General features: G+C 45.7%; 12 protein-coding genes and 1 pseudogene. 7 read left to right on the top strand and 6 right to left on the bottom strand.

What is annotated here, in order from left to right:
* Positions 1-168 precede the first annotated feature (168 nt).
* The 3 genes from MJO46_RS09655 to MJO46_RS09645 all read left to right on the top strand — a co-directional run bounded on the left by MJO46_RS09655 (position 169) and on the right by MJO46_RS09645 (position 8,002).
* Positions 169-1,563 (top strand): PhoH family protein, encoded by a 1,395-nt coding sequence (locus MJO46_RS09655; protein ID WP_253989121.1) that lies wholly within the window; start codon positions 169-171, stop codon positions 1,561-1,563.
* Between the two features lie 209 nt (positions 1,564-1,772).
* Positions 1,773-5,483, top strand: a complete 3,711-nt coding sequence (locus MJO46_RS09650) for a response regulator (RefSeq protein ID WP_253989120.1) — start codon at positions 1,773-1,775, stop codon at positions 5,481-5,483.
* Between the two features lie 110 nt (positions 5,484-5,593).
* Complete coding sequence (locus MJO46_RS09645; protein WP_253989119.1) at positions 5,594-8,002, top strand: zinc-dependent metalloprotease; 2,409 nt, start codon at positions 5,594-5,596, stop codon at positions 8,000-8,002.
* A gap of 45 nt (positions 8,003-8,047) precedes the next feature.
* Here the strand turns inward: MJO46_RS09645 and MJO46_RS09640 are convergent, their stop codons facing one another.
* Positions 8,048-9,856 carry a protein kinase gene (locus MJO46_RS09640; protein WP_253989118.1) on the bottom strand — a complete coding sequence of 603 codons (1,809 nt, stop codon included), beginning with the start codon at positions 9,854-9,856 and terminating at the stop codon, positions 8,048-8,050.
* Positions 9,857-10,110: 254 nt separating this feature from the next.
* Between MJO46_RS09640 and MJO46_RS09635 the strand changes: the two genes are divergently transcribed.
* Complete coding sequence (locus tag MJO46_RS09635; RefSeq protein WP_253989117.1) at positions 10,111-10,452, top strand: hypothetical protein; 342 nt, start codon at positions 10,111-10,113, stop codon at positions 10,450-10,452.
* Positions 10,453-10,556: 104 nt separating this feature from the next.
* Positions 10,557-11,213 carry a thiopurine S-methyltransferase gene (locus MJO46_RS09630; protein WP_253989116.1) on the top strand — a complete coding sequence of 219 codons (657 nt, stop codon included), beginning with the start codon at positions 10,557-10,559 and terminating at the stop codon, positions 11,211-11,213.
* Positions 11,214-11,502: 289 nt separating this feature from the next.
* On the opposite strand, the gene MJO46_RS09625 is transcribed toward MJO46_RS09630, so the two are convergent.
* The gene (locus MJO46_RS09625; protein ID WP_007644598.1) at positions 11,503-11,694 is read right to left on the bottom strand and encodes a bacterioferritin-associated ferredoxin; all 192 of its coding nucleotides are present in this window, start codon (positions 11,692-11,694) and stop codon (positions 11,503-11,505) included.
* Between the two features lie 255 nt (positions 11,695-11,949).
* Between MJO46_RS09625 and MJO46_RS09620 the strand changes: the two are divergent.
* Together MJO46_RS09620 and MJO46_RS09615 are read left to right on the top strand one after the other, a co-directional pair.
* A pseudogene (locus MJO46_RS09620) lies at positions 11,950-12,093 on the top strand (methyl-accepting chemotaxis protein); the annotation flags it as partial.
* A 198-nt stretch (positions 12,094-12,291) separates the two neighbouring features.
* Positions 12,292-13,698: a hypothetical protein gene (locus MJO46_RS09615; RefSeq protein WP_253989115.1), complete on the top strand. Its 1,407-nt coding sequence runs from the start codon at positions 12,292-12,294 to the stop codon at positions 13,696-13,698.
* Positions 13,699-14,150: 452 nt separating this feature from the next.
* Here the strand turns inward: MJO46_RS09615 and MJO46_RS09610 are convergent, their stop codons facing one another.
* The 4 genes from MJO46_RS09610 to MJO46_RS09595 all read right to left on the bottom strand — a co-directional run bounded on the left by MJO46_RS09610 (position 14,151) and on the right by MJO46_RS09595 (position 18,416).
* A complete protein-coding gene (locus tag MJO46_RS09610; protein ID WP_253989114.1) occupies positions 14,151-14,975 on the bottom strand; it encodes a hypothetical protein in 825 nt (274 codons plus the stop codon).
* A gap of 30 nt (positions 14,976-15,005) precedes the next feature.
* Entirely contained in the window at positions 15,006-15,542 is a 537-nt protein-coding gene (locus tag MJO46_RS09605; RefSeq protein ID WP_253989113.1) for a hypothetical protein, read from the bottom strand.
* A 536-nt stretch (positions 15,543-16,078) separates the two neighbouring features.
* Positions 16,079-17,068: a nuclease-related domain-containing protein gene (locus MJO46_RS09600; RefSeq protein ID WP_253989112.1), complete on the bottom strand. Its 990-nt coding sequence runs from the start codon at positions 17,066-17,068 to the stop codon at positions 16,079-16,081.
* A 355-nt stretch (positions 17,069-17,423) separates the two neighbouring features.
* Positions 17,424-18,416, bottom strand: a complete 993-nt coding sequence (locus MJO46_RS09595; RefSeq protein WP_253989111.1) for a class 1 fructose-bisphosphatase — start codon at positions 18,414-18,416, stop codon at positions 17,424-17,426.
* Between the last annotated feature and the right edge of the window lie 79 nt (positions 18,417-18,495).

The following is an 18,495-nucleotide window of genomic DNA, read 5'->3' as shown; positions in this document are numbered from 1 at the left end:
TTGAGTTTAGTGCCAATATCAACTTAAGGTTAAAGTGTGAGTAAAGAGCTATCGACTTGAACCTTATGATCATTCTTTGCCATATTCTCAGCCAATAATAGGAGCCGTGTTACTTTTATCGAGACTCAAAAGTGTGTTTAAACTTTACTGAAGCACTCTGGAGGCGCCATGGAACAAGACGACAGAAAGTTGTTTGTACTGGATACCAATGTGTTATTACATGAACCTTTGGCGATCTATTCGTTTAAGGAGCACGACGTAGTCATTCCAATGACAGTGCTCGAAGAGTTAGACCAGATTAAAGATCGAAAGAGTGATGTGAGTCGGGATGCTAGGGTCGCCATTCGGGCATTGGAAGATACCCTAGGCGGTGATACCACACCGGAACAGATTATCAACGGTGTACCTTTGCCCAGCCGAGAGGGGCATGCCGATGCGATCGGTTCGCTCTCTATCTTCCCCGATCACCTCGTCGATTTTACCCTAGGCGCCCTGCCGGGGGATGGCAACGACAACCGCATTATCAACACTGCACTGCATCTACAAAACCTGCATCATCCACGGACCGTGGTATTAGTCACCAAAGATATCAATATGCGCCTCAAGGCCAAGGGCGCGGGCATTCAACTGGTTGAGGATTATCGCACCGACCAATTAATTGATGATATTCGCTTCCTCAGTAAAGGTTTTTATCAGTTTGAGGGTAATTTTTGGGAGCATTTAAACAAAGTGTCCACCGAGCGCCACGGCAGACATACTATCCATGAAGTGCCAATTAAAGACTTAGATAACGATCAATTTTATATTAACCAATATCTTATCGATACGGAGTCGGATTTTTGTGGTCGCGTTACCGAACGCAGTGACACTCATCTACATATTTTAGATTTAGGCCGCGAGCGGATGAAAAACCTCGAGGCATGGGGGGTTAAGCCTAAGAATGTTTACCAAGGGATGGCGCTGCAAGCCTTGCTCGATCCCGATATCGATTTGGTGATCTTAACTGGGCCTGCTGGTTGCGGTAAAACCTTACTCGCCATGGCCGCTGCGTTGGAATTGGTGGTTGAGCGTAACCGCTACGACAAAGTAATTGTTACCCGTAATACCCCTGAAATCGCCGAATCAATCGGTTTCTTGCCCGGCACCGAAGAAGAGAAAATGATGCCTTGGCTTGCGGCCATTACCGACACCTTAGAAGTGCTGCATAAGAATGATGTGAATCCCACGGGCAGCCTCAATTACATCATGGAGAAAGCCAACATTCAGTTTAAGTCGATTAACTTTATGCGCGGACGCTCGATCCAAAACTCCATCGTCCTATTGGATGAGTGTCAAAACCTCACCGCCTCGCAGATCAAAACCATGATCACCCGTATGGGCGAGGGTACAAAACTGATTTGTTGCGGTAACTTAGCACAGATTGACTCTAACTACCTGACCGCCGTGACTTCGGGGTTGACCTATATAGTCGAACGCTTTAAAGACTTTGAAGGCAGCGCCAATCTGTACCTCAACGGTGTCGTGCGTTCACGCCTCGCCGAATACGCCGAAGAGCACTTATAAGCCTATCGGTAAGCTTGTTACAAAAGGTCTCATCTTTGAGGCCTTTGTTTTTCGTCCTGCTTTTCTTTTTTAATCGACTTATCATGGGCATGGATGGCATTCGGCCAATAATTATTTGATGTGATTGAGGGTTTCTTCCTGCTAGTATATTAGCCCAATAGTTTTTGCCGCCGATGGCTAAAATCAAGCGCTGCAAGCAAGGGTAGTGGATGAAATCGAGTGAGCCGGATCTCCAACTAAAATCGCCGATCCAGAAGAATTACAACCGTGCCGTTTTTTATACGTACATTGGCGTTATTGTCATGTCGTTATTAACCGCATGGATGTTTTTCGATCGTCAGAAAACCCAACAAATGGAACAGCGTGAGGAACAGGTTGAGCGCCATGTGCTGCAAATTGACTTGTTACTCGAGTCGAGTATTCGGGCGGTAAAGAGTTTACGGGACGTTGCCGTCGATCATTTACGTTTAGGTGAGTTAGTCCGTAAAGATCGCTTACCTCAATATGGCAAATTTAACGAGAGTGGCCAGTATTTTACCTTAGAACCTAGCTACGCTAAGGGCGGCAAGCCTTTTACCAATATGGGGCGGATCACCGGCGCTGGGTCCCTCGATGGTCGCAGTGATAAGTTCTACCAAGAGCTTGAAATGCTGTTCGAGCTATCTTTGTCTTTCCCCGTCGCGAAGGAAGCTGCCCCCAAGGCCTCGGCGATTTACTATCTTTCCAGACAAAGGATAATGTCCTATTTCCCTTGGACCAATGACGATCAACGCTTTAGGGATGAGTTACTCAATAAGAAGCAGTTCCAATATGCCACTCCGGCAATGAACCCGCAGCGCAGTGTATTCTGGAGTGAGGCCTATGTGGACTCCACGGGCAAGGGGCTGCTGACAACCTTAGGTGTGCCCGTTTACCTTGAAGATGAATTTATGGGGTCAATCAATTTAGATATGACCTTGGCCTCGCTGGCGCGGCAAATTCGAGTCTATTTTAAGATGCCGGGCACTGTGATCTTGCTCGATCAGCAGAACAATATTTTATCCCATAGTGATTTTGATAATTCCGACATCAATCGGGTCTATCACATCAGTCAACGTATTCCCTCCGAACTGCATTCTTTGCCCGAGTCTGAATTATTCGATGCCCATGAAGGTATTAGCCGCAATGGCTACTATATCCACTCTGTTGCCCTGCATAACGCGCCGTGGCGTTTGCTGTACCTGCAGGATGAGGACGATTTATTCCAAGACTCGTGGGAAAAGTTACAGCTGACCTTTATTTTGGTGGTGATCGCCCTTTCAGTGCTAGTGACCATAGTGCATTGGCAGACTCGTCGCTCCTTTGTGAGCCCAGCATCGCGCCTGTTATCCCACCTTGAGGGCTGCTCCCAAGAGCCCCGTAAGCCTCCCGAGAAAATTACCCATGGCTGGGAACCTTGGTTCCTATTGGTCAGTCGGATCTTTGAAGAAAACAAACAATATACCCACCATCTGGCGGAGCAAAATAAGCGCCTCGATAAGTTAGTGGCGCGGCGTACCGAGCGTTTAAAAGAAACCACAGAGCGGCGTGAACGTGAGTATGCATTACTGCGCTCTCTACTCGATTCAATCCCTGAAGCGATTGTCTTTAAAGATAAAGAAGGCAATTACTTAGGTTGTAACAAGGCGGCGGAGCGCATGCTGGGTTACACCGAGAGCGAGATGATAGGCCTGTCTTCGGAGGATTTAACGTCGCCTGAAATGGGGATACGGATCCGCGCCGAGGATGAGCAAGTGCTCAAGGATCGTACACCGCTGCGCTATCAGGAAAAGGTCGAACTGGCGGGCAAGCCCCTGCTGCTCGATACCTTAAAACTGCCATTCTATAACCGCCGCGGTGAGCTGCAGGGCTTGATTGCCGTATGGCGTGATGTGACGCGGGAATACGAATCCGCCGAGCAATTACGACTCTCGGAGGAGCGTTATCACTTAGCCATGGACGCGGTGGAAGATGGTCTATGGGACTGGTATTTAGATTCGGAACAGATCATCTGTAACCCAGCCTATTACTCAATGCTGGGGTATAAAACCAATGAATTCCCAGCCCTATTATCGGCAATTGATCAATTAACCCATCCGGATGACCGTATTCGGGTGGAGGAATACCGTAATCAATACCTGCAAAATCCTGTCGATGCCTATGAAATTGAGTTTCGGATACTGGGTAAAAATGGCAGTTATCATTGGGTGCTTTCCCGCGGCCGAGTGGTTGAGTTTACCGCCGATGGTCAACCTAAGCGGATGTTGGGGACACATAAAGATATTACCCGTCAAAAGAGTAACGAGGTGGCCTTGCTTGAGGCTAAGCAAGATGCCGAGTTAGCCAACCTCTACAAGAGTGAATTCCTGGCGAATATGAGCCATGAGATCCGCACGCCGATGAACGCCATTATTGGTATGTTGCAGCTCGCCCAGCGCACTTCGTTAACGGCGCAGCAAAAGGATTACCTTGAAAAGGCGGGATTCTCGGCGCAATCCCTGCTGCGGATTATTAACGATATTCTCGACTTCTCTAAGATTGAAGCGGGTAAGCTAGAACTTGAGCGGGTGCCATTCCCGCTGGATAAAGTGCTCGACCATGCACTCGATCTCAATGCGCTCAAGGCACAGGAGCAGGGCGTTGAACTGTTACTCTATGCCCCCGTTACCGCCGGGCTTATCCTCAAGGGCGATCCGCTGCGTTTAGGCCAAGTACTGATTAACTTACTCTCAAATGCGGTCAAATTTACCCAATCCGGTGAGATTGAACTGGGCTGCGAAGATGTGGGCGAGCGGGATCACCGCATTACCCTGAAATTCTGGGTACGTGATACAGGCATTGGTATTAGCAAAGATCAGCAGGAGAAACTGTTCGATGCTTTTGCCCAGGCCGATGGCTCGACGACCCGTAAGTATGGCGGCACAGGTTTAGGCCTGTCGATCAGTAAGCATCTAGTGTCTATGATGGGCGGCAAGATGCAGGTACAGAGCGAGCTTGGGGTGGGCAGTACCTTCAGCTTTACCATCAGTTTTGAAATTGCCGAAGAAGCGAAAATTACGCCGCTAGTGGTGCCTGAAAAACTCAATAATTTACGCACCTTAGTGGTTGATGATAACCCAACTGCCCTGCAAATTTATTCCGCTGTGATGCGGGATTTCCACTTCGAAGTCGATACCGCCGCTAGCGGTGCCGAGGCCCTGTATAAGCTGTCACGGGATCCCATAGATCTATTGCTACTCGATTGGATGATGCCTGAAATGGATGGCGGTGATGTGATCAGCGCCATCGATACTATGGTGGCCGAGGGGCGTATCCATAAACGGCCCATCATTATTATGATGACGGCCTATGCGGCAGAACCTTTGCAGTATGAGGTGGATAGTGCCAATGTGTTTGCCGTGTTGCAAAAGCCCTTTAAGGCCTCGAGCCTGTTCGATGAAATCATCGCAGCCTTTGCCGATGAACCTAGATTAAACGTGGTGCAACCTATGGCAGAAATTGAGTCGGAAGTAGGTGAACACACGGGATTAGTGCTATTGGTGGAGGATAACTTTATCAACCAGCAAGTGGCGACCGAACTGTTAAAGAGTGCGGGCTATGAAGTGGTGCTGGCGGATAACGGCCAGATTGCCCTCGATATTATTGATTCGCGCCCCTTCGATGCGGTATTGATGGACATTCAAATGCCTGTGATGGATGGCTTAACGGCGGCAAGGGCGCTGCGGGAGCGTTATAGTGCCGACGAGCTGCCTATTATTGCCATGACGGCCCATGCCATGTCGGGCGACAGGGAAAAGAGTTTAGCGGCGGGTATGAATGCCCATATTACTAAACCCATAGTACTTAATGAGTTATTTGAAACCTTAAACCACTGGATCAAACACAAACATCAGCATAGTTAATCTGAGCTTGGGGCCAGTGATGGCCCCGCGTTATTTAACTGCGCTACAGAGTATCGCGATTGCCAGTCGCCTATAGCGTCAATAATGCAGCCAGCCGAATAGGAGGAAAGATGAAACCCCAACGTTTAGCCTTAGCCTTATCCATAGCGCTATTAGGATTTCCTACCCTTACCGTCGCAGCTACCGTGCCTAGCGCCAAGATTATTAAGCAAAGCCAAGAGGCGAAAGGCTTTCTTAATCTTTATTACGAGGAGTCTCAGGGGGAGTTATACCTTGAGGTCAACCGCCTTAATCAGCCTTTTCTATTGGTGACTAGCTTACCCGAAGGGGTTGGGTCGAACGATATTGGTCTCGACCGTGGTCAACTTGGGCAAACACGTATGGTGCAGTTTGAACGCCAAGGCCCCTATGTGCAGTTAAAGCAACTCAATACTCAATACCGTGCCAATACTGATGATCCCGCCGAGAAAAGGGCCGTTGAGGAGGCATTTGCCGACTCTGTGCTATGGCAGGGCAAAGTGCTTGAGGGTAAGCCGGATCTGGTGGCGATTAACGATCTGGTACTCAATGATTTACACGGGGTCGCTGCCGCATTACAACGCACGGCACAGGGGGATTATCGCCTCGATGTGAGTCGCTCTAGCCTCTTGCCCGCAAGAGTTAAATCCTTTGCGAAAAATGCCGATGTCGATGTGCAGCTGACTTTCAAAGGCGATACCGTCGGGGAAGAAGTGGCTAAGGTGACGCCCGATGGCTCCCTAGTGTCGGTGCGGATGCGTTATTCCTTCGTTGAGCTTCCTGACGATGGTTATCAGCCCCGGGCCTATCATCCTATGAGCGGTTATTTATCCGATGAATACCGCGACTATGCCACACCCTTTGACCAACCTTTAGTGCAGCGTTTTCTCCTGCGCCATCGCTTACAGAAGATAAATCCCGGCCCTGCGCCGAGTAAAGTGGTTGAGCCTATTATCTATTATCTGGATCCGGGAGTTCCTGAGCCGATCCGCTCGGCGCTGCTCGACGGGGCGCGTTGGTGGGAGAGTGCTTTTACCCAAGCGGGTTTTATCGACGGCTTTAAAGTCGAACTCCTCCCCTTAGATGCCGATCCCCAGGATATACGCTACAACATGATCCAATGGGTACACAGGGCAACTCGGGGCTGGTCCTATGGCGCAGCGCTGACCGATCCGCGTACCGGTGAAATCATTAAGGGCCATGTCACCCTTGGCAGTTTGCGTGTGCGTCAGGATTATTTGATTGCTAAGGGGCTCACCGCGGGTTGGCAGGATAGAGCTGCGGCAGAAAAAGCCGCAACTGAGCTGTCTTTAGCCCGTATTCGCCAGCTTGCCGCCCATGAAGTCGGCCATACCTTAGGGTTAGATCATAACTTTGCCGCCTCGACTAATCAGGACGCTTCTGTGATGGATTATCCCCATCCTAAAATCCAATTAAAGGGTAATGATATTGATATTTCAGCCCCCTATACCGCCAGTGTTGGCCCTTGGGATAATTTTACGATCGCCTATGGTTACAGCGACGAAGGGGATAAAGATGCACAGAAAACTCTTCAAACTCAGCTGCTTGCCGAGGTTGCGCGCAAGGGCTTGCGCTATATAGGCGAGGCCGATTCCCGCCAAAAGGATGGCAGCCATGCCTATGCGAGTCTGTGGGATAGCGGTGATGATCCTATTGCACAACTAACACTGCTCGATAGGATCCGCACTAAAGCGATTGATGGTTTCTCCAGCACGGCGTTATTAGCCGATGAGCCACTCGGGGAATTGGCCGATGCATTTGCCCCGATTTACTTGCTCACCCGCTATCAAATCGATGCCGTTGCTAAGTTTATCGGTGGCACTGACTATAACTATCAGTCGATTGGCGAAGGTAGTCGCTGGAGCTATATTGCGCCGCAGTTGCAGTTTACGGGTTTAGATGCCTTGCTCAAAACCTTGGATGCGGCGAGTTTAACCGTACCGCAAACCTTACTCGATAGTTTAGTGCCAAAGGCGGGGAATTATCAGGCATCACGGGAATCCTTTGACTCAGGTTTAGGGGTGCAAACGGATCCCTTAGGGATGGCCGAAGTCTTTAGTAGCCATACCATTAGCCTGTTATTGATGCCTAAGCGTTTGAATCGTGTGAGCCAAGCGTCGATGGCGGATAATGAGCAGTTATCCGTGACCGTCTTACTCGATAAGTTATTTGCCGCCACTTTATATCAAGAGGATAAGCTTGGGCTGGTTGAAGGCGTGTGGATGCGGGTCAATGCGGTAGTAATTGATGAACTGCTTGCGACGCTGCACCATCCAGAGACTTCACCAGAGGTCAAAGCCATGATTAACGATCGGGCTCAATTTGTGATTAAGCAATTAAAAGCGAAGGCAAATCGGGCCGATGCAGCCCGGGCTGCACATTACACTTGGCTGCTACAAGGACTCAGTGCAGGGCTTGGGGATCCTAAGGCAAGGCTGATAGCTCAGCCCCTTACTCTGCCACCGGGTTCGCCGATTTAGCCATAAATAACATAGGCGCAATAGACGTAGCTGAAATCGCAACGGCTAAGCGCCTATTTCTTTTGGATTTTTGGGGTAGAAATAGTCGGCCTTACGTTCTAAGTGGTTAAAACGACGAGTATTTTTGTAGGGCAATTTCATAAAGCCTGATACGCCATGACCTTGGATTTTGCCGACATAATGCAAGATACGATCGAGACTGGCACGAAACGCCGCCTGTTTGCGGGGGTTGAGTAATTTCAGATAGCTGTGGATCTTTAAGTGATTCGGCAGCGCCTCAAAAATGATGCAGCCCGTGTGGTGGATTTGGTTGATGCGCGCCAATTCCTCCATGATTTCACTCGGTAATTCGAGGTTTTCATCGGGATCTTTGCCGTCTTCAAAGTAGGAATGTAACCGCGATTTATCCTCGAGCGTGGGCACATCGCCGACTTCGAAAGGCAGTTGTAAATCGGCACTGGCGACAAAGGGTTCGTGTGTATTTTCCCGCTCGATATGCAGTGTGTCCCTCGCGTTAAAGAAACAGGCCTTAAACACCCCGATACGTTTAATGCCCCGTGCCAGCGTGACCATATTATTGACCGCAATAATTAAGGCGCTTTTTTGTTTGGCATCGTAAATCGCAAGATTGGAATCGATAAACACGCCAGTTTCCTGCCAATGGATAGCGAGTCCACCGACGATAGGGTATTGCGCTAACCGGCCCACGGCGGCAATAAAGCCTTTTTCGGTATCACCCATGCCCGCGAGGAAGTTGCGATAGTATTTCTCGAGCTGAATATCATCCATTTTTGCGATCGGATCTTGGGCGTTGTGTTCCTTCAAAAAGGATTTCCGCGAGCTGTAGCTAACGGTTTCAACGTCTTTGTCACGGGATTGTACCCACACAGGGATCTCACCCTGTAGTTCAGCTTTCGGCAGTTCGGGTAGGTGTAATCTGTGGCTGTGGCGCATGCTTTTTAAAAAGTAATCGCCGGCAATGTTACGTTGTTTGGCATCGCTACTGAGCATGCCTTCTAAGGTGCGGGCAAGCTCCATAGGTAACCCTATGCTGGTGGGAGGAATGACCTGCGCCCCGAAACGGCTCGCTTGCCCAGAGGCGAGGGCATATAAGGTTGCCGCAACCCCTTGTTCATCGAAACGTGGGCTGGAGAGTGCCCCATTTAGCTGCTCCTCACCGATAAAATACACATCGCCCATACGGGCATTTGTATGCTGCTGGTCGCTCGACATTAACGCCATCACGTTATCTTCGACGGGCTTGTTATATTCGTCGCGCTGGGCGAATACCGCCGAGCCCCAATCGATCAATGACAAGTGTTGGCTTTGGGTATCATAGACTAAATTTGAAGGCTTAATATCGCCATGAACCAATGGCTTACCCGTACGTAGGTAATACAAAATATCGGCCAATTGCCGGGCAATACTCATCACCATGGCCACGGGCAGAGCGCCTAAACGGCGACAAAGCTGCTCAAGATCTTCTCCCTTAGCGCGTTCCATCACGAGTATCCCTTGCTTGCCGACCCGCTCAAATTTGATGGCGGCGGGCACATTGGGGTGCTTGAGCAAGGACAACATAAAGGCTTCTTCTTCTAGCCTGTCCTGAATATGTTGCGGTAGATTAATCCGTGAAAATTTAAAGACATGGGCATCACCCGCAAGATTGACTCCCGCAAAAACGAAGCCATAGGCTCCCTTGCCGATAAATTCGATATCGGTATAGCCCAATTTACTCAGCTGTTGTTTACAGAGACGGATCCAAGCCTTGTGCTTACGGGCATCATTGGCCTTAAGCAAATAGATGGATTGCTCTTCAGAAATGTAAAAATGCTGTAGCTGGGGTGTTTGCAAAATCGTGCTCCTTGTTTTGTTCATTTAACCAGTAAGCGGGGGAAATAATCAAATAAGGGCAATATTTATTTTTACCTATTTATGTATAAGGCTAAGAGTTAGCGTGATTGTCGGCTTACCTATCCCATCATTTCGTCGCTGACTTTGACTTATATCAAATTAAATTGGGTCAACTATAGGTAATCTTTGGCGTAATGGATGGGATAACGTTTTGTTAAATAACCCGCAGGCAAAATGTAGTTGAAGGAGGGCATATGCCCGCCCAATATAAAGCGTTACTGATTGAACTATTAGAATATCCGCGTAAACGAATCCTACAGTCAATGGAGGTGACCCATTGTCCCCACGCGGTATTTTTTAATGACAGTGATGAGCAGTGTTTAACCTGTCACCAAGGTATGGAATGCATTTGGATGAACCAGAACGATGAACTCGTTGCGGTAGAGAAAAAATCCATTGCCGAATTGAAGCAGCAATTGTTGATTGCGGTGGATTTTATTGACTCCTCCCTGAGTCCACATCACTTATCTCGCCGCCAATGCCAATGTGAGAATTGTGTTTGGCTTCGTAAAGTTCAGGCTGCGCTAGATCAGTGAGTGAGTCTTTACATCCCTATGATTAACTTGCTATATCAGAGTTTTTGCATCCATAGAGAAATGCCATTAGAGTAAGGGTCATTTTAGTGATTTGAGATATAGCTATGGAACCCGGTTTTTGGCATGACAAGTGGCATCAGCAGCAAATAGGTTTTCATCAACAGGATATCAATCCTTTCCTCGTTAAATATTGGCAGAAGCTTGCATTGCCCGCCGCTGCCAAAGTCTTTGTTCCCCTGTGTGGTAAGTCATTGGATATGTGCTTTTTGGCCGAACAGGGTCATCAAGTGATAGGCTGTGAGTTGAATGAACTCGCCGTGCAGCAATTTTTCAGTGATAACCAGCTCGAGATGACAAAAACGGTAGTGGGCGAGCACCAGCACTATCAAACCGAGCAGATCAGTTTATACCAAGGCGATATCTTCACTTTACCAAATGAGCTTACGCAGGATGTGACGGCATTTTATGACCGTGCGGCCTTGATCGCTTGGCCCGAAAGTATGCGTGCCCAATATGCTAAGCAATTAGCGAGTTTATTACCCAGTGGCAGCCTAGGTTTGCTAGTGACCTTAGATTATCCGCAGGAGGCATTAAACGGCCCACCGTTTGCGGTATCACCGACTTGGGTTGAGGCATATTTAACCGAGGATTTTGAAATTCAAGTGCTGGATTGCCAAGACGTTCTCGCCGATAACCCGCGATTTATAAAGAAAGAAGTGCCTTGGTTGAATGAGGCCGCTTATCTTTTAAAACGTAAATAGCAAAAATGTTGTAATACCGCTGCCGCTCTTCATTTTGCTGGCTCGCTTAATGGAGGGAACTGAATGGGCTCAGAATCGAGCGGTACTTAATGTGGGCACCATCAATAAACCGAACCGCAGGTGCGGTTTTACTCACTTGCACAAATGTGCCCATGGCCGACAAGGGCGAAATCTAGCCTGGCTAGTGATTAGGTCGATTCGAAATAGATCAATTAAATAGAGGGAAGATCGTCAAGGAGACGTTTTGGCTGTAGAGGGATACGCAAAGGTCGAACGAAAGCTGCAGGGCTTAAGCGACCTCGTAATAATTCGGCTCAAGCTCTAATTGATTCTGAATGATTTGCACGGCCATTCTGGCACATTTACCACACTGATTGGCAACACCTAAGCGCTTTTTAACGTCAGCGAGTGAGCTGTCGCCCTGGCTTACAGCGTTTTTAATTTGCGTGTCAGTGATTGCATGGCAAAGACAAACGTACATTTTTTCGTCTCCAATATGAATTGTGCTAATTCTAAATGAAAACGCTTATCAAATGCAATCGTGGTTGTTATTTTAGTTTAAGACTTTACTTATTTTGTTAAGCAGTGCGCATTTTCTAGGGTATGTTCTGCTTTCTGCCTGCATCTTAACCATAGAGTGGAAATTTTAGCCGTAACTTATTAGAAATAAATATTCAAGTAAGGCTACTCATGGAAGGGAATTGTAAAAAACCGTTGCGCCAATAGTGATCACTATTTAAATGCAGCGATTGAAGCGGCGAGGGCCACAGAACAAGGACGAGGTTTTGCCGTCGTTGCCGATGAAGTTAGGGCGTTGGCGCAGCGCACCCACAATGCAACCACGGGAATCCAGAGCATGATTAATCTATTGCAGCAGGGGAGGTGAACTTCTGCAGCCAGTGTGTGGGCTGTCAATCCTGAAAGAGTTTTGCCTCCCCTCTTTCGGGCTTTAGCGTGCTTGAGTGCTATCTTAAATTGTATTATGTTATTGTTTTACAAAGGATGGCCGAGTTTGTTAGGGATAAAATATTTTATTGGCAGCCATATAGCGCAGACTTAATTCAAGGAAGAAACTCTAATGCTAACTTATTATAAATATAGCTTTTTTATCTGTCTCTTAATCCAATCCCCCCTATTAGCCGCCACCATAGAGACCACAGAACTTCCGCCAATACTCAATTACATGCCATCATGCTCGCCGAATATATTAAAGCATGTGCAAATTACTCGTACATTAGCTAAATACGATGCCAATATCCCATTGGAAGAAGATCCTGATTTCACTCAAGCTCTCTTGGATTTGAGGTTAGATGCCAAGCGTCAACAAGCAGATGCTGTCATATTAACGAATATCCATAATGTTATGCGCCCTAAAACTAACAATTTGGCCAGTACCAAGAACAGTCATTTTAGTGCCGATTTTATTCGTTACTGTAAAGGTAATTCCCAATTATCTGAACAGCTTACACCATATAACGATAAGGGGATCCATGTTGTCGCGACGATCAGTTATAGCTTTCAACTTGCAGAGGCTCCCTCGTTAGCGGAGGTTGCCAATTCTATTCAAGTACCTTTAGCTAATATATCTCTAGACACTGGTGCTTTTGGCATTCCATTGGGTGCTAAGGTTGCAACGCTGACAACACAGTTAGGGCCCGCAAGTATTGAGATAATGTTAGCTTCATCAGAACAAGCCTTAGGCTATGGTCGCGGTATATGGTTTATCATCCGAGATGGAATGGTTGACAGCATAAGATCCGGCAATTTGTTTATGAGTGGCTATGGTAAAAATCTCATTGGATATCGTGAAGGCTTCGACTCTGTACCTTGGGCTCTTGCAGGCGGTGTGCAGCAAAATAACAGTTTAGAAGAGGTTAAGTTACAGCTAGGATCACAGCTTAAAAATTCTGCTTCAGAATACCAGTTGAGTAATAGGGAAGCGCAACTGAGGCTATTATTCGAATCCTTTAACCCTGTCAGCAAAGAGCAATCTATTGAAAAGTTAACCGGGTTTGTACTAGAAAATAAAAACAATGCTAGTACGCTTTCTTCCCCTAAATTGGCGACCGCAACTCAAGTTAAAGACACTGTTGAGTTAATTAATCCGTTTAATTTAAAGCAGAAACCTAAGCTTGAAACGCTTCTCGACAGCATTGGAAGTTACCATAAATTGAATCTATCCGATTCAGGAATTTGGTGGTTGTTAGGGAATCATTTACAGGTTCAGTATGAGCAGGGTGAATTGCGGCGCGCCCAAATAGCCCAAGAATTGTTCAACAAGCCCAGTCCAAATCTCGATATGCGTTATATTGTCAAACAGCTAGCACTCCCATATACCAAAGCTGAAATCTTAACCCAATATCCAAACGCAACCGATAACTTTGACCAAGTGCAAATCCGTTTTGAGAACTTTGAGTTGGAAGCTAAATTTGAGACAGAAGCGGATGATGCGGCTATGTATCAACTCAATATCGAGTATTTTTAAGTTTTGAGTATCGCTAGATTTGCGGCCTTATGGCCGAGGTAAGTCAAAGTCGTGGGTCTTCACCCCTCAATCAATTGTGATGATTTGATTGGAGTTACACTAATAAAGTTATGGCAGCTATTAATTGCAGCCTAACGGCTGAGGTGAATCAAAGTCGTGGGTCTTCAACCCACACCCGACCAAAAGGGGAAAAGCGCCTGTTCCCCTTTTGGAAATCCCCCGGCGTCCCTAGCGAAGTTACATGCATTGGTTAGTGGCTTCGTGCTTATTCGAAAATAGCTAACGCTTCCGATGGTACATCCTGTACCTCGAAAGCTAACTCGGCATCCATGCCTCGCTCACGCGATTTTCTTCAACGCCCTTCAGCAACTTCGCAGGGGGAAGGTGAACTTCTGTGGTCTAAGTGTTGGCTGTTAATCCTAAAAGAGTTGTGCCTGCCCCATCTTTCGCTTTTAATCTGGGAGTTTGATCAACCGATTTATATCACGGCACCAATAGGCTGATCTGCTCTCAGAGACTATTGTAAAGTTCAGCCTTGATATACCGTCAGCGGAAGTCATATCAAACGGAGAATCTTCTGGCAGCAAGACAATACTTGGATTGATAGGTACAAAATGAAAGGCCGGTACATCTGGAAGTGCTATTTCCAAGTCAGATAAGCGGTGAACCACCCATCGTATGTTCTTTAACTCCAATCTGACAAATTCATAATCACACCATACTCTGTGGCTATTAACTTCATGATCTTCTAAGGTAGGCCCCGATAATCGGCTTCCATTTATTTCTAAATGTTCTCGGATATATTGAGGTATATCCTCCTCCCGTTGGCCAGTTTTTAAAATCCACTCTGAGATAATTTCCGGAGGAATTTGAGGTTCTGGTATGCCATTAATTCTGTGAGCTTTTTTGCTACTGTGGAGATAATTAGAGCGAACTTTCCAAGAGGCTAGAAAATTTGAAATCGCAATACAGTTATCTTTAGATAAATGATCAACTCCAGACGCGATACTCTCACGAACCGCATAAAAATCTGTCTCTATAGCGGTAAATATGTTTTCCATTCTGGTATTCCATGCGCGGAGAGAAATTGCGTAATCGTCGTTCCTTTCATATTTTATCAACTCAACATGTGCATTAGGTTTAATTATTCTGTATATCTTGTTTTCTTTAGTTGAAAAATGCGTCATCAAGCCATTTGGTAAAAAATGTTGCCTGAAGGTTATCCTAAAAGGATTGCCTTTAATTATTCCAAAATCATGAGCTTTTTTCTTTCGCATTATATATCTCTCTTTAATTTAAGACAGTTATTATATTTTTTTGAAATCAATAGTATTCTCTTTATGAATATAGTTAATCCAAAACTTAAAAGCTTCATCGAGAACATCTTCATGCTCCTTGATTGGCCAAGGGAAATTGAAACCTACTGATGTTGTAATTTCAGTCAGATTTATAGAAACGTCAATCTGAGGATTTTGTAGATCTTTTGCCCACAGCTGGCCTATTTGTTTGACTTGCTTATGTTCTCTAACACAATGTTTGTATGCGTTTGCAATCTCAGCAACTTTTTTTAATATTGGGTATTTTCTCCAGACAGCTTGCTTAAATTTTTTTAGATTTTCATAGGAAATTTCATCTTCAAATTCATAATAAAAATAGTCGAGAATATTATTGAATGATTCTATCGTATTAAGAAAATAACGCATTTCCTTAAACCTGTCTGGTGTCTTATCCTTTCCATTTTCTCTGTTCAGCCCACAAAGCCTTGTGTAATCCGAGCAATTATCAAGTGCAATGTAAGATATGAAATTAGTATGGCTGCCGAGAGGCCCTTTGAAAACACTCATAGATTTTTACCTACTTTTGGTTATAACTCTTATTCAATAGCAGCACGATAACGCTCCTAGCTACTCAATTATGGTCCAAAAAACATCATCGATAAGCTTATTTTTAAAATAAATATTTTGGTAATCATATAATAATGCATCTTTATTGGCGAGGTCTATACAACGATTTTAATATTTCTTAGGAGGTTAATATGCATAGGTTTCTTCATATATCATAAAATTATTGATGCGTAGAAAGTTCATTTTGTGCAACCTTTGACGTCAAAGTTCTCTGAGTTTTTAGAAAATCAGTTATAACTGTATAGGCAATTGAGGAAAGAGCTGATATATATGGTAACCTCGGGTTAGTAAGGGTAATTTTCTATGTTTTTCAAACTAATTTTTGCTAATCGATAATTCACCTAACAGGGTATCGGTCGTTAATTTTTTCGTGGTTTTGCGACACGAAATATGGAACACGCACGAATCTCTGTTTATTCTATTTTCATCGGTAACCTTTATTGAAGCTATGCAACTTAGAACGAATATTAGCCTGCTTAAATCACCTGTGAGCTATGGCTGCAATCTTGGCAGGTTAGGGTATAGTTCTGGCTGCGTTTTTGTATTTTGATATTTTTACTATTGCACTCTGGGCATGCTTGTTTCGTTGGTGTGTTTTTGGTGCATTGATTGCATTTTATGTAGTAACCAAATTTACCGTACATTGGGGTGTAGTTTGTTGATTCTCCGCAATGTTTGCAGCGAAGGATGCTGTTTGTTGTGGGTTGCGCTATTGGTTGGTTTTTTACTTCTGCCACTTTGTTAACGTCAAAGGAGGCAACAGGCTCTTTGATTTGTTGTGACTGTGCGGGTGGTATTTCAGTCGTTGCTTGATATGGATCTATATGCCGCTCGATTAAGAAGTTTGCAATGGAATTGAGTTCTTGTTGATTAAAGTCGGGACGGGTGTCGCTTACATTTATAATGCGCATGAACTTACTTTTAAGATTCATAATCTTTTCAAGTTTATCGACTAAAAACTCTGTTTTAACTAACTGCTCAGAAATGGCCGTTGGCATAGTATTTCTGTTTATCACGGCATCGCTTGAGATCGCGCACAAATGATCCCAACACCGCATACCAAAGCCTTGCTGTCTTATCCCGAGTAACTTACCGAGAATTTCACTTCGATGCTGTTTTAACATCTCTTTAAGCAGTGATTGTTGTAGTTCAACCTGTTTGATTGGTGATGGCATACCAAACCAGTGATTGCCGTGGCTGCGAGTCCACTCGCCATGTTGGTTCACATCCACATGACCTTTTATGCTCTTAGACTCAATCAAAACAAAGCCGTAGGGATAAATAATTAAGTGATCAATTTGTGCGGTTTCGCCGTTAAAGGTGAATCGAAAGTCATTGATAACGAGTACTTCGGGGTGATCTTTGAAGGCGCGGCGTAGATAGAAGGCAACATCCTGTTCTTGTTTTTGTCCTGCAATAGCCTGCGGTGTTTGGGTATTTAGAGGTGATTTGGTTTTTAAAATCATTTATCAACAGCATCCATTCATAACTTGATAAGAATCAGCCTCATAATACCCACTTTGCCGTTCAAAGATAAAGACAAAAATAGTTAGGTGTTAACGCTATGGCGGTCATTATTGACTATCAGATATACACAGAGTCTAGCTGGATTAAGCGCTGTCATGTAAGTGACCGTCCGTGGCATGGATGCCACGGTCGAGCATACAGGATGTACTTGCTGCGTGTCACTGGAATGGCGGTGCTTAATCAAATGATAGATTTATTGTTTATTCACCTATCGTGTATCGTTTTGAATATAAAATAAAAAGCCACTGTAATCAGTGGCCTTTCTCGTAAAAATCAAAATCTAAGCGATTCAGCTTACTCTAAATCAGGTTCTTCACTGTAATCGATACCATGGTAGCTTAGGCAAGCGTCCACTTCATTGGCGCTACCTAAAATCACTGCAACCCGTTGGTGAATTTGCGTTGGTTGAATATCTAAAATGGTTTCATAACCCGTAGAAGCTTTACCGCCTGCTTGTTCGACTAAGAAAGCCATTGGATTGGCTTCGTACATTAAGCGCAGTTTGTAAGGCTTTTTCGGATCTTTATTGTCGGTTGGGTAGGTGAAAATACCGCCGCGGGATAGCACGCGGTGTACATCGCCAACCATGGCCGCAATCCAACGCATATTGAATGATTTTTCGCGGGGGCCAATTTTACCGAGCAGTAAATCTGCTATATAGGTTTGCATTGGCGCTTCCCAAAAACGTTGGTTCGACATGTTAATGGCGAATTCTTGGGTGTCAGGGCTAATGCTCATAGCGGCGTTAGTCAGTAAAAACTCATTGGTTTCTGGGTGCAAAGTAAAGAGTTGCACACCTTGGCCCGTGGTTAATGCCAGCATAGTCGATGGACCATAAAGTACATAACCTGCGGCTAGTTGCGCGCGGCCAGATTGCAGGAAACTCGCTTCACTTAACTCGCCCTGTGGTGCTGGCAGAACCGAGAAAATCGTGCCGACTAATGAGTTGATATCGATATTAGATGAGCCATCGAGCGGATCGAAACACACTAAATATTGACCATTGGCGCTGACTTCCACCACATGATCTTCTTCTTCCGATGCTAAACCACGCACTGTGCCGTCAGCTTTTAATGCATCTTTGAGCATATCGTTGGTGATGATATCCAGTTTCTTCTGGGTTTCACCTTGGACGTTTTCTTGCTCAGTCGCGCCCAACACGCCTGCAAGCGCACCGTGACGTACTGCATGGCTAATGGCTTTTGAGGTATCGGCTAAGGTTAAAATCAAGTGGGAGAGGGAGTCGTTCACTGCCTGTGAGGTCAAGTGCTGGGCCAGAGTCTGCATGTTATGTCCTTTAGGGGTTCAACAATGAGGTCAATTTCGTTATTTGCCGCGAATGATAACTCAGTTAGTCGACAATTTC

Source organism: Shewanella sp. KJ2020, from assembly GCF_024197625.1.
In the GTDB taxonomy this organism is placed as follows: domain Bacteria; phylum Pseudomonadota; class Gammaproteobacteria; order Enterobacterales; family Shewanellaceae; genus Shewanella.
Note: the sequence above shows the minus strand (reverse complement) of the source record. Positions and strands in the feature narration are given on the sequence as shown.

What these genes read in the sequence shown, in the direction of transcription:
- MJO46_RS09625 (WP_007644598.1), bottom strand. Translation starts at nt 11,694, where the DNA reads ATGTACGTTTGTCTTTGCCATGCAATCACTGACACGCAAATTAAAAAC.
- MJO46_RS09655 (WP_253989121.1), top strand. Translation starts at nt 169, where the DNA reads ATGGAACAAGACGACAGAAAGTTGTTTGTACTGGATACCAATGTGTTA.
- MJO46_RS09650 (WP_253989120.1), top strand. Translation starts at nt 1,773, where the DNA reads ATGAAATCGAGTGAGCCGGATCTCCAACTAAAATCGCCGATCCAGAAG.
- MJO46_RS09630 (WP_253989116.1), top strand. Translation starts at nt 10,557, where the DNA reads ATGGAACCCGGTTTTTGGCATGACAAGTGGCATCAGCAGCAAATAGGT.
- MJO46_RS09645 (WP_253989119.1), top strand. Translation starts at nt 5,594, where the DNA reads ATGAAACCCCAACGTTTAGCCTTAGCCTTATCCATAGCGCTATTAGGA.
- MJO46_RS09635 (WP_253989117.1), top strand. Translation starts at nt 10,111, where the DNA reads ATGCCCGCCCAATATAAAGCGTTACTGATTGAACTATTAGAATATCCG.
- MJO46_RS09610 (WP_253989114.1), bottom strand. Translation starts at nt 14,975, where the DNA reads ATGCGAAAGAAAAAAGCTCATGATTTTGGAATAATTAAAGGCAATCCT.
- MJO46_RS09600 (WP_253989112.1), bottom strand. Translation starts at nt 17,068, where the DNA reads ATGATTTTAAAAACCAAATCACCTCTAAATACCCAAACACCGCAGGCT.
- MJO46_RS09615 (WP_253989115.1), top strand. Translation starts at nt 12,292, where the DNA reads ATGCTAACTTATTATAAATATAGCTTTTTTATCTGTCTCTTAATCCAA.
- MJO46_RS09605 (WP_253989113.1), bottom strand. Translation starts at nt 15,542, where the DNA reads ATGAGTGTTTTCAAAGGGCCTCTCGGCAGCCATACTAATTTCATATCT.
- MJO46_RS09595 (WP_253989111.1), bottom strand. Translation starts at nt 18,416, where the DNA reads ATGCAGACTCTGGCCCAGCACTTGACCTCACAGGCAGTGAACGACTCC.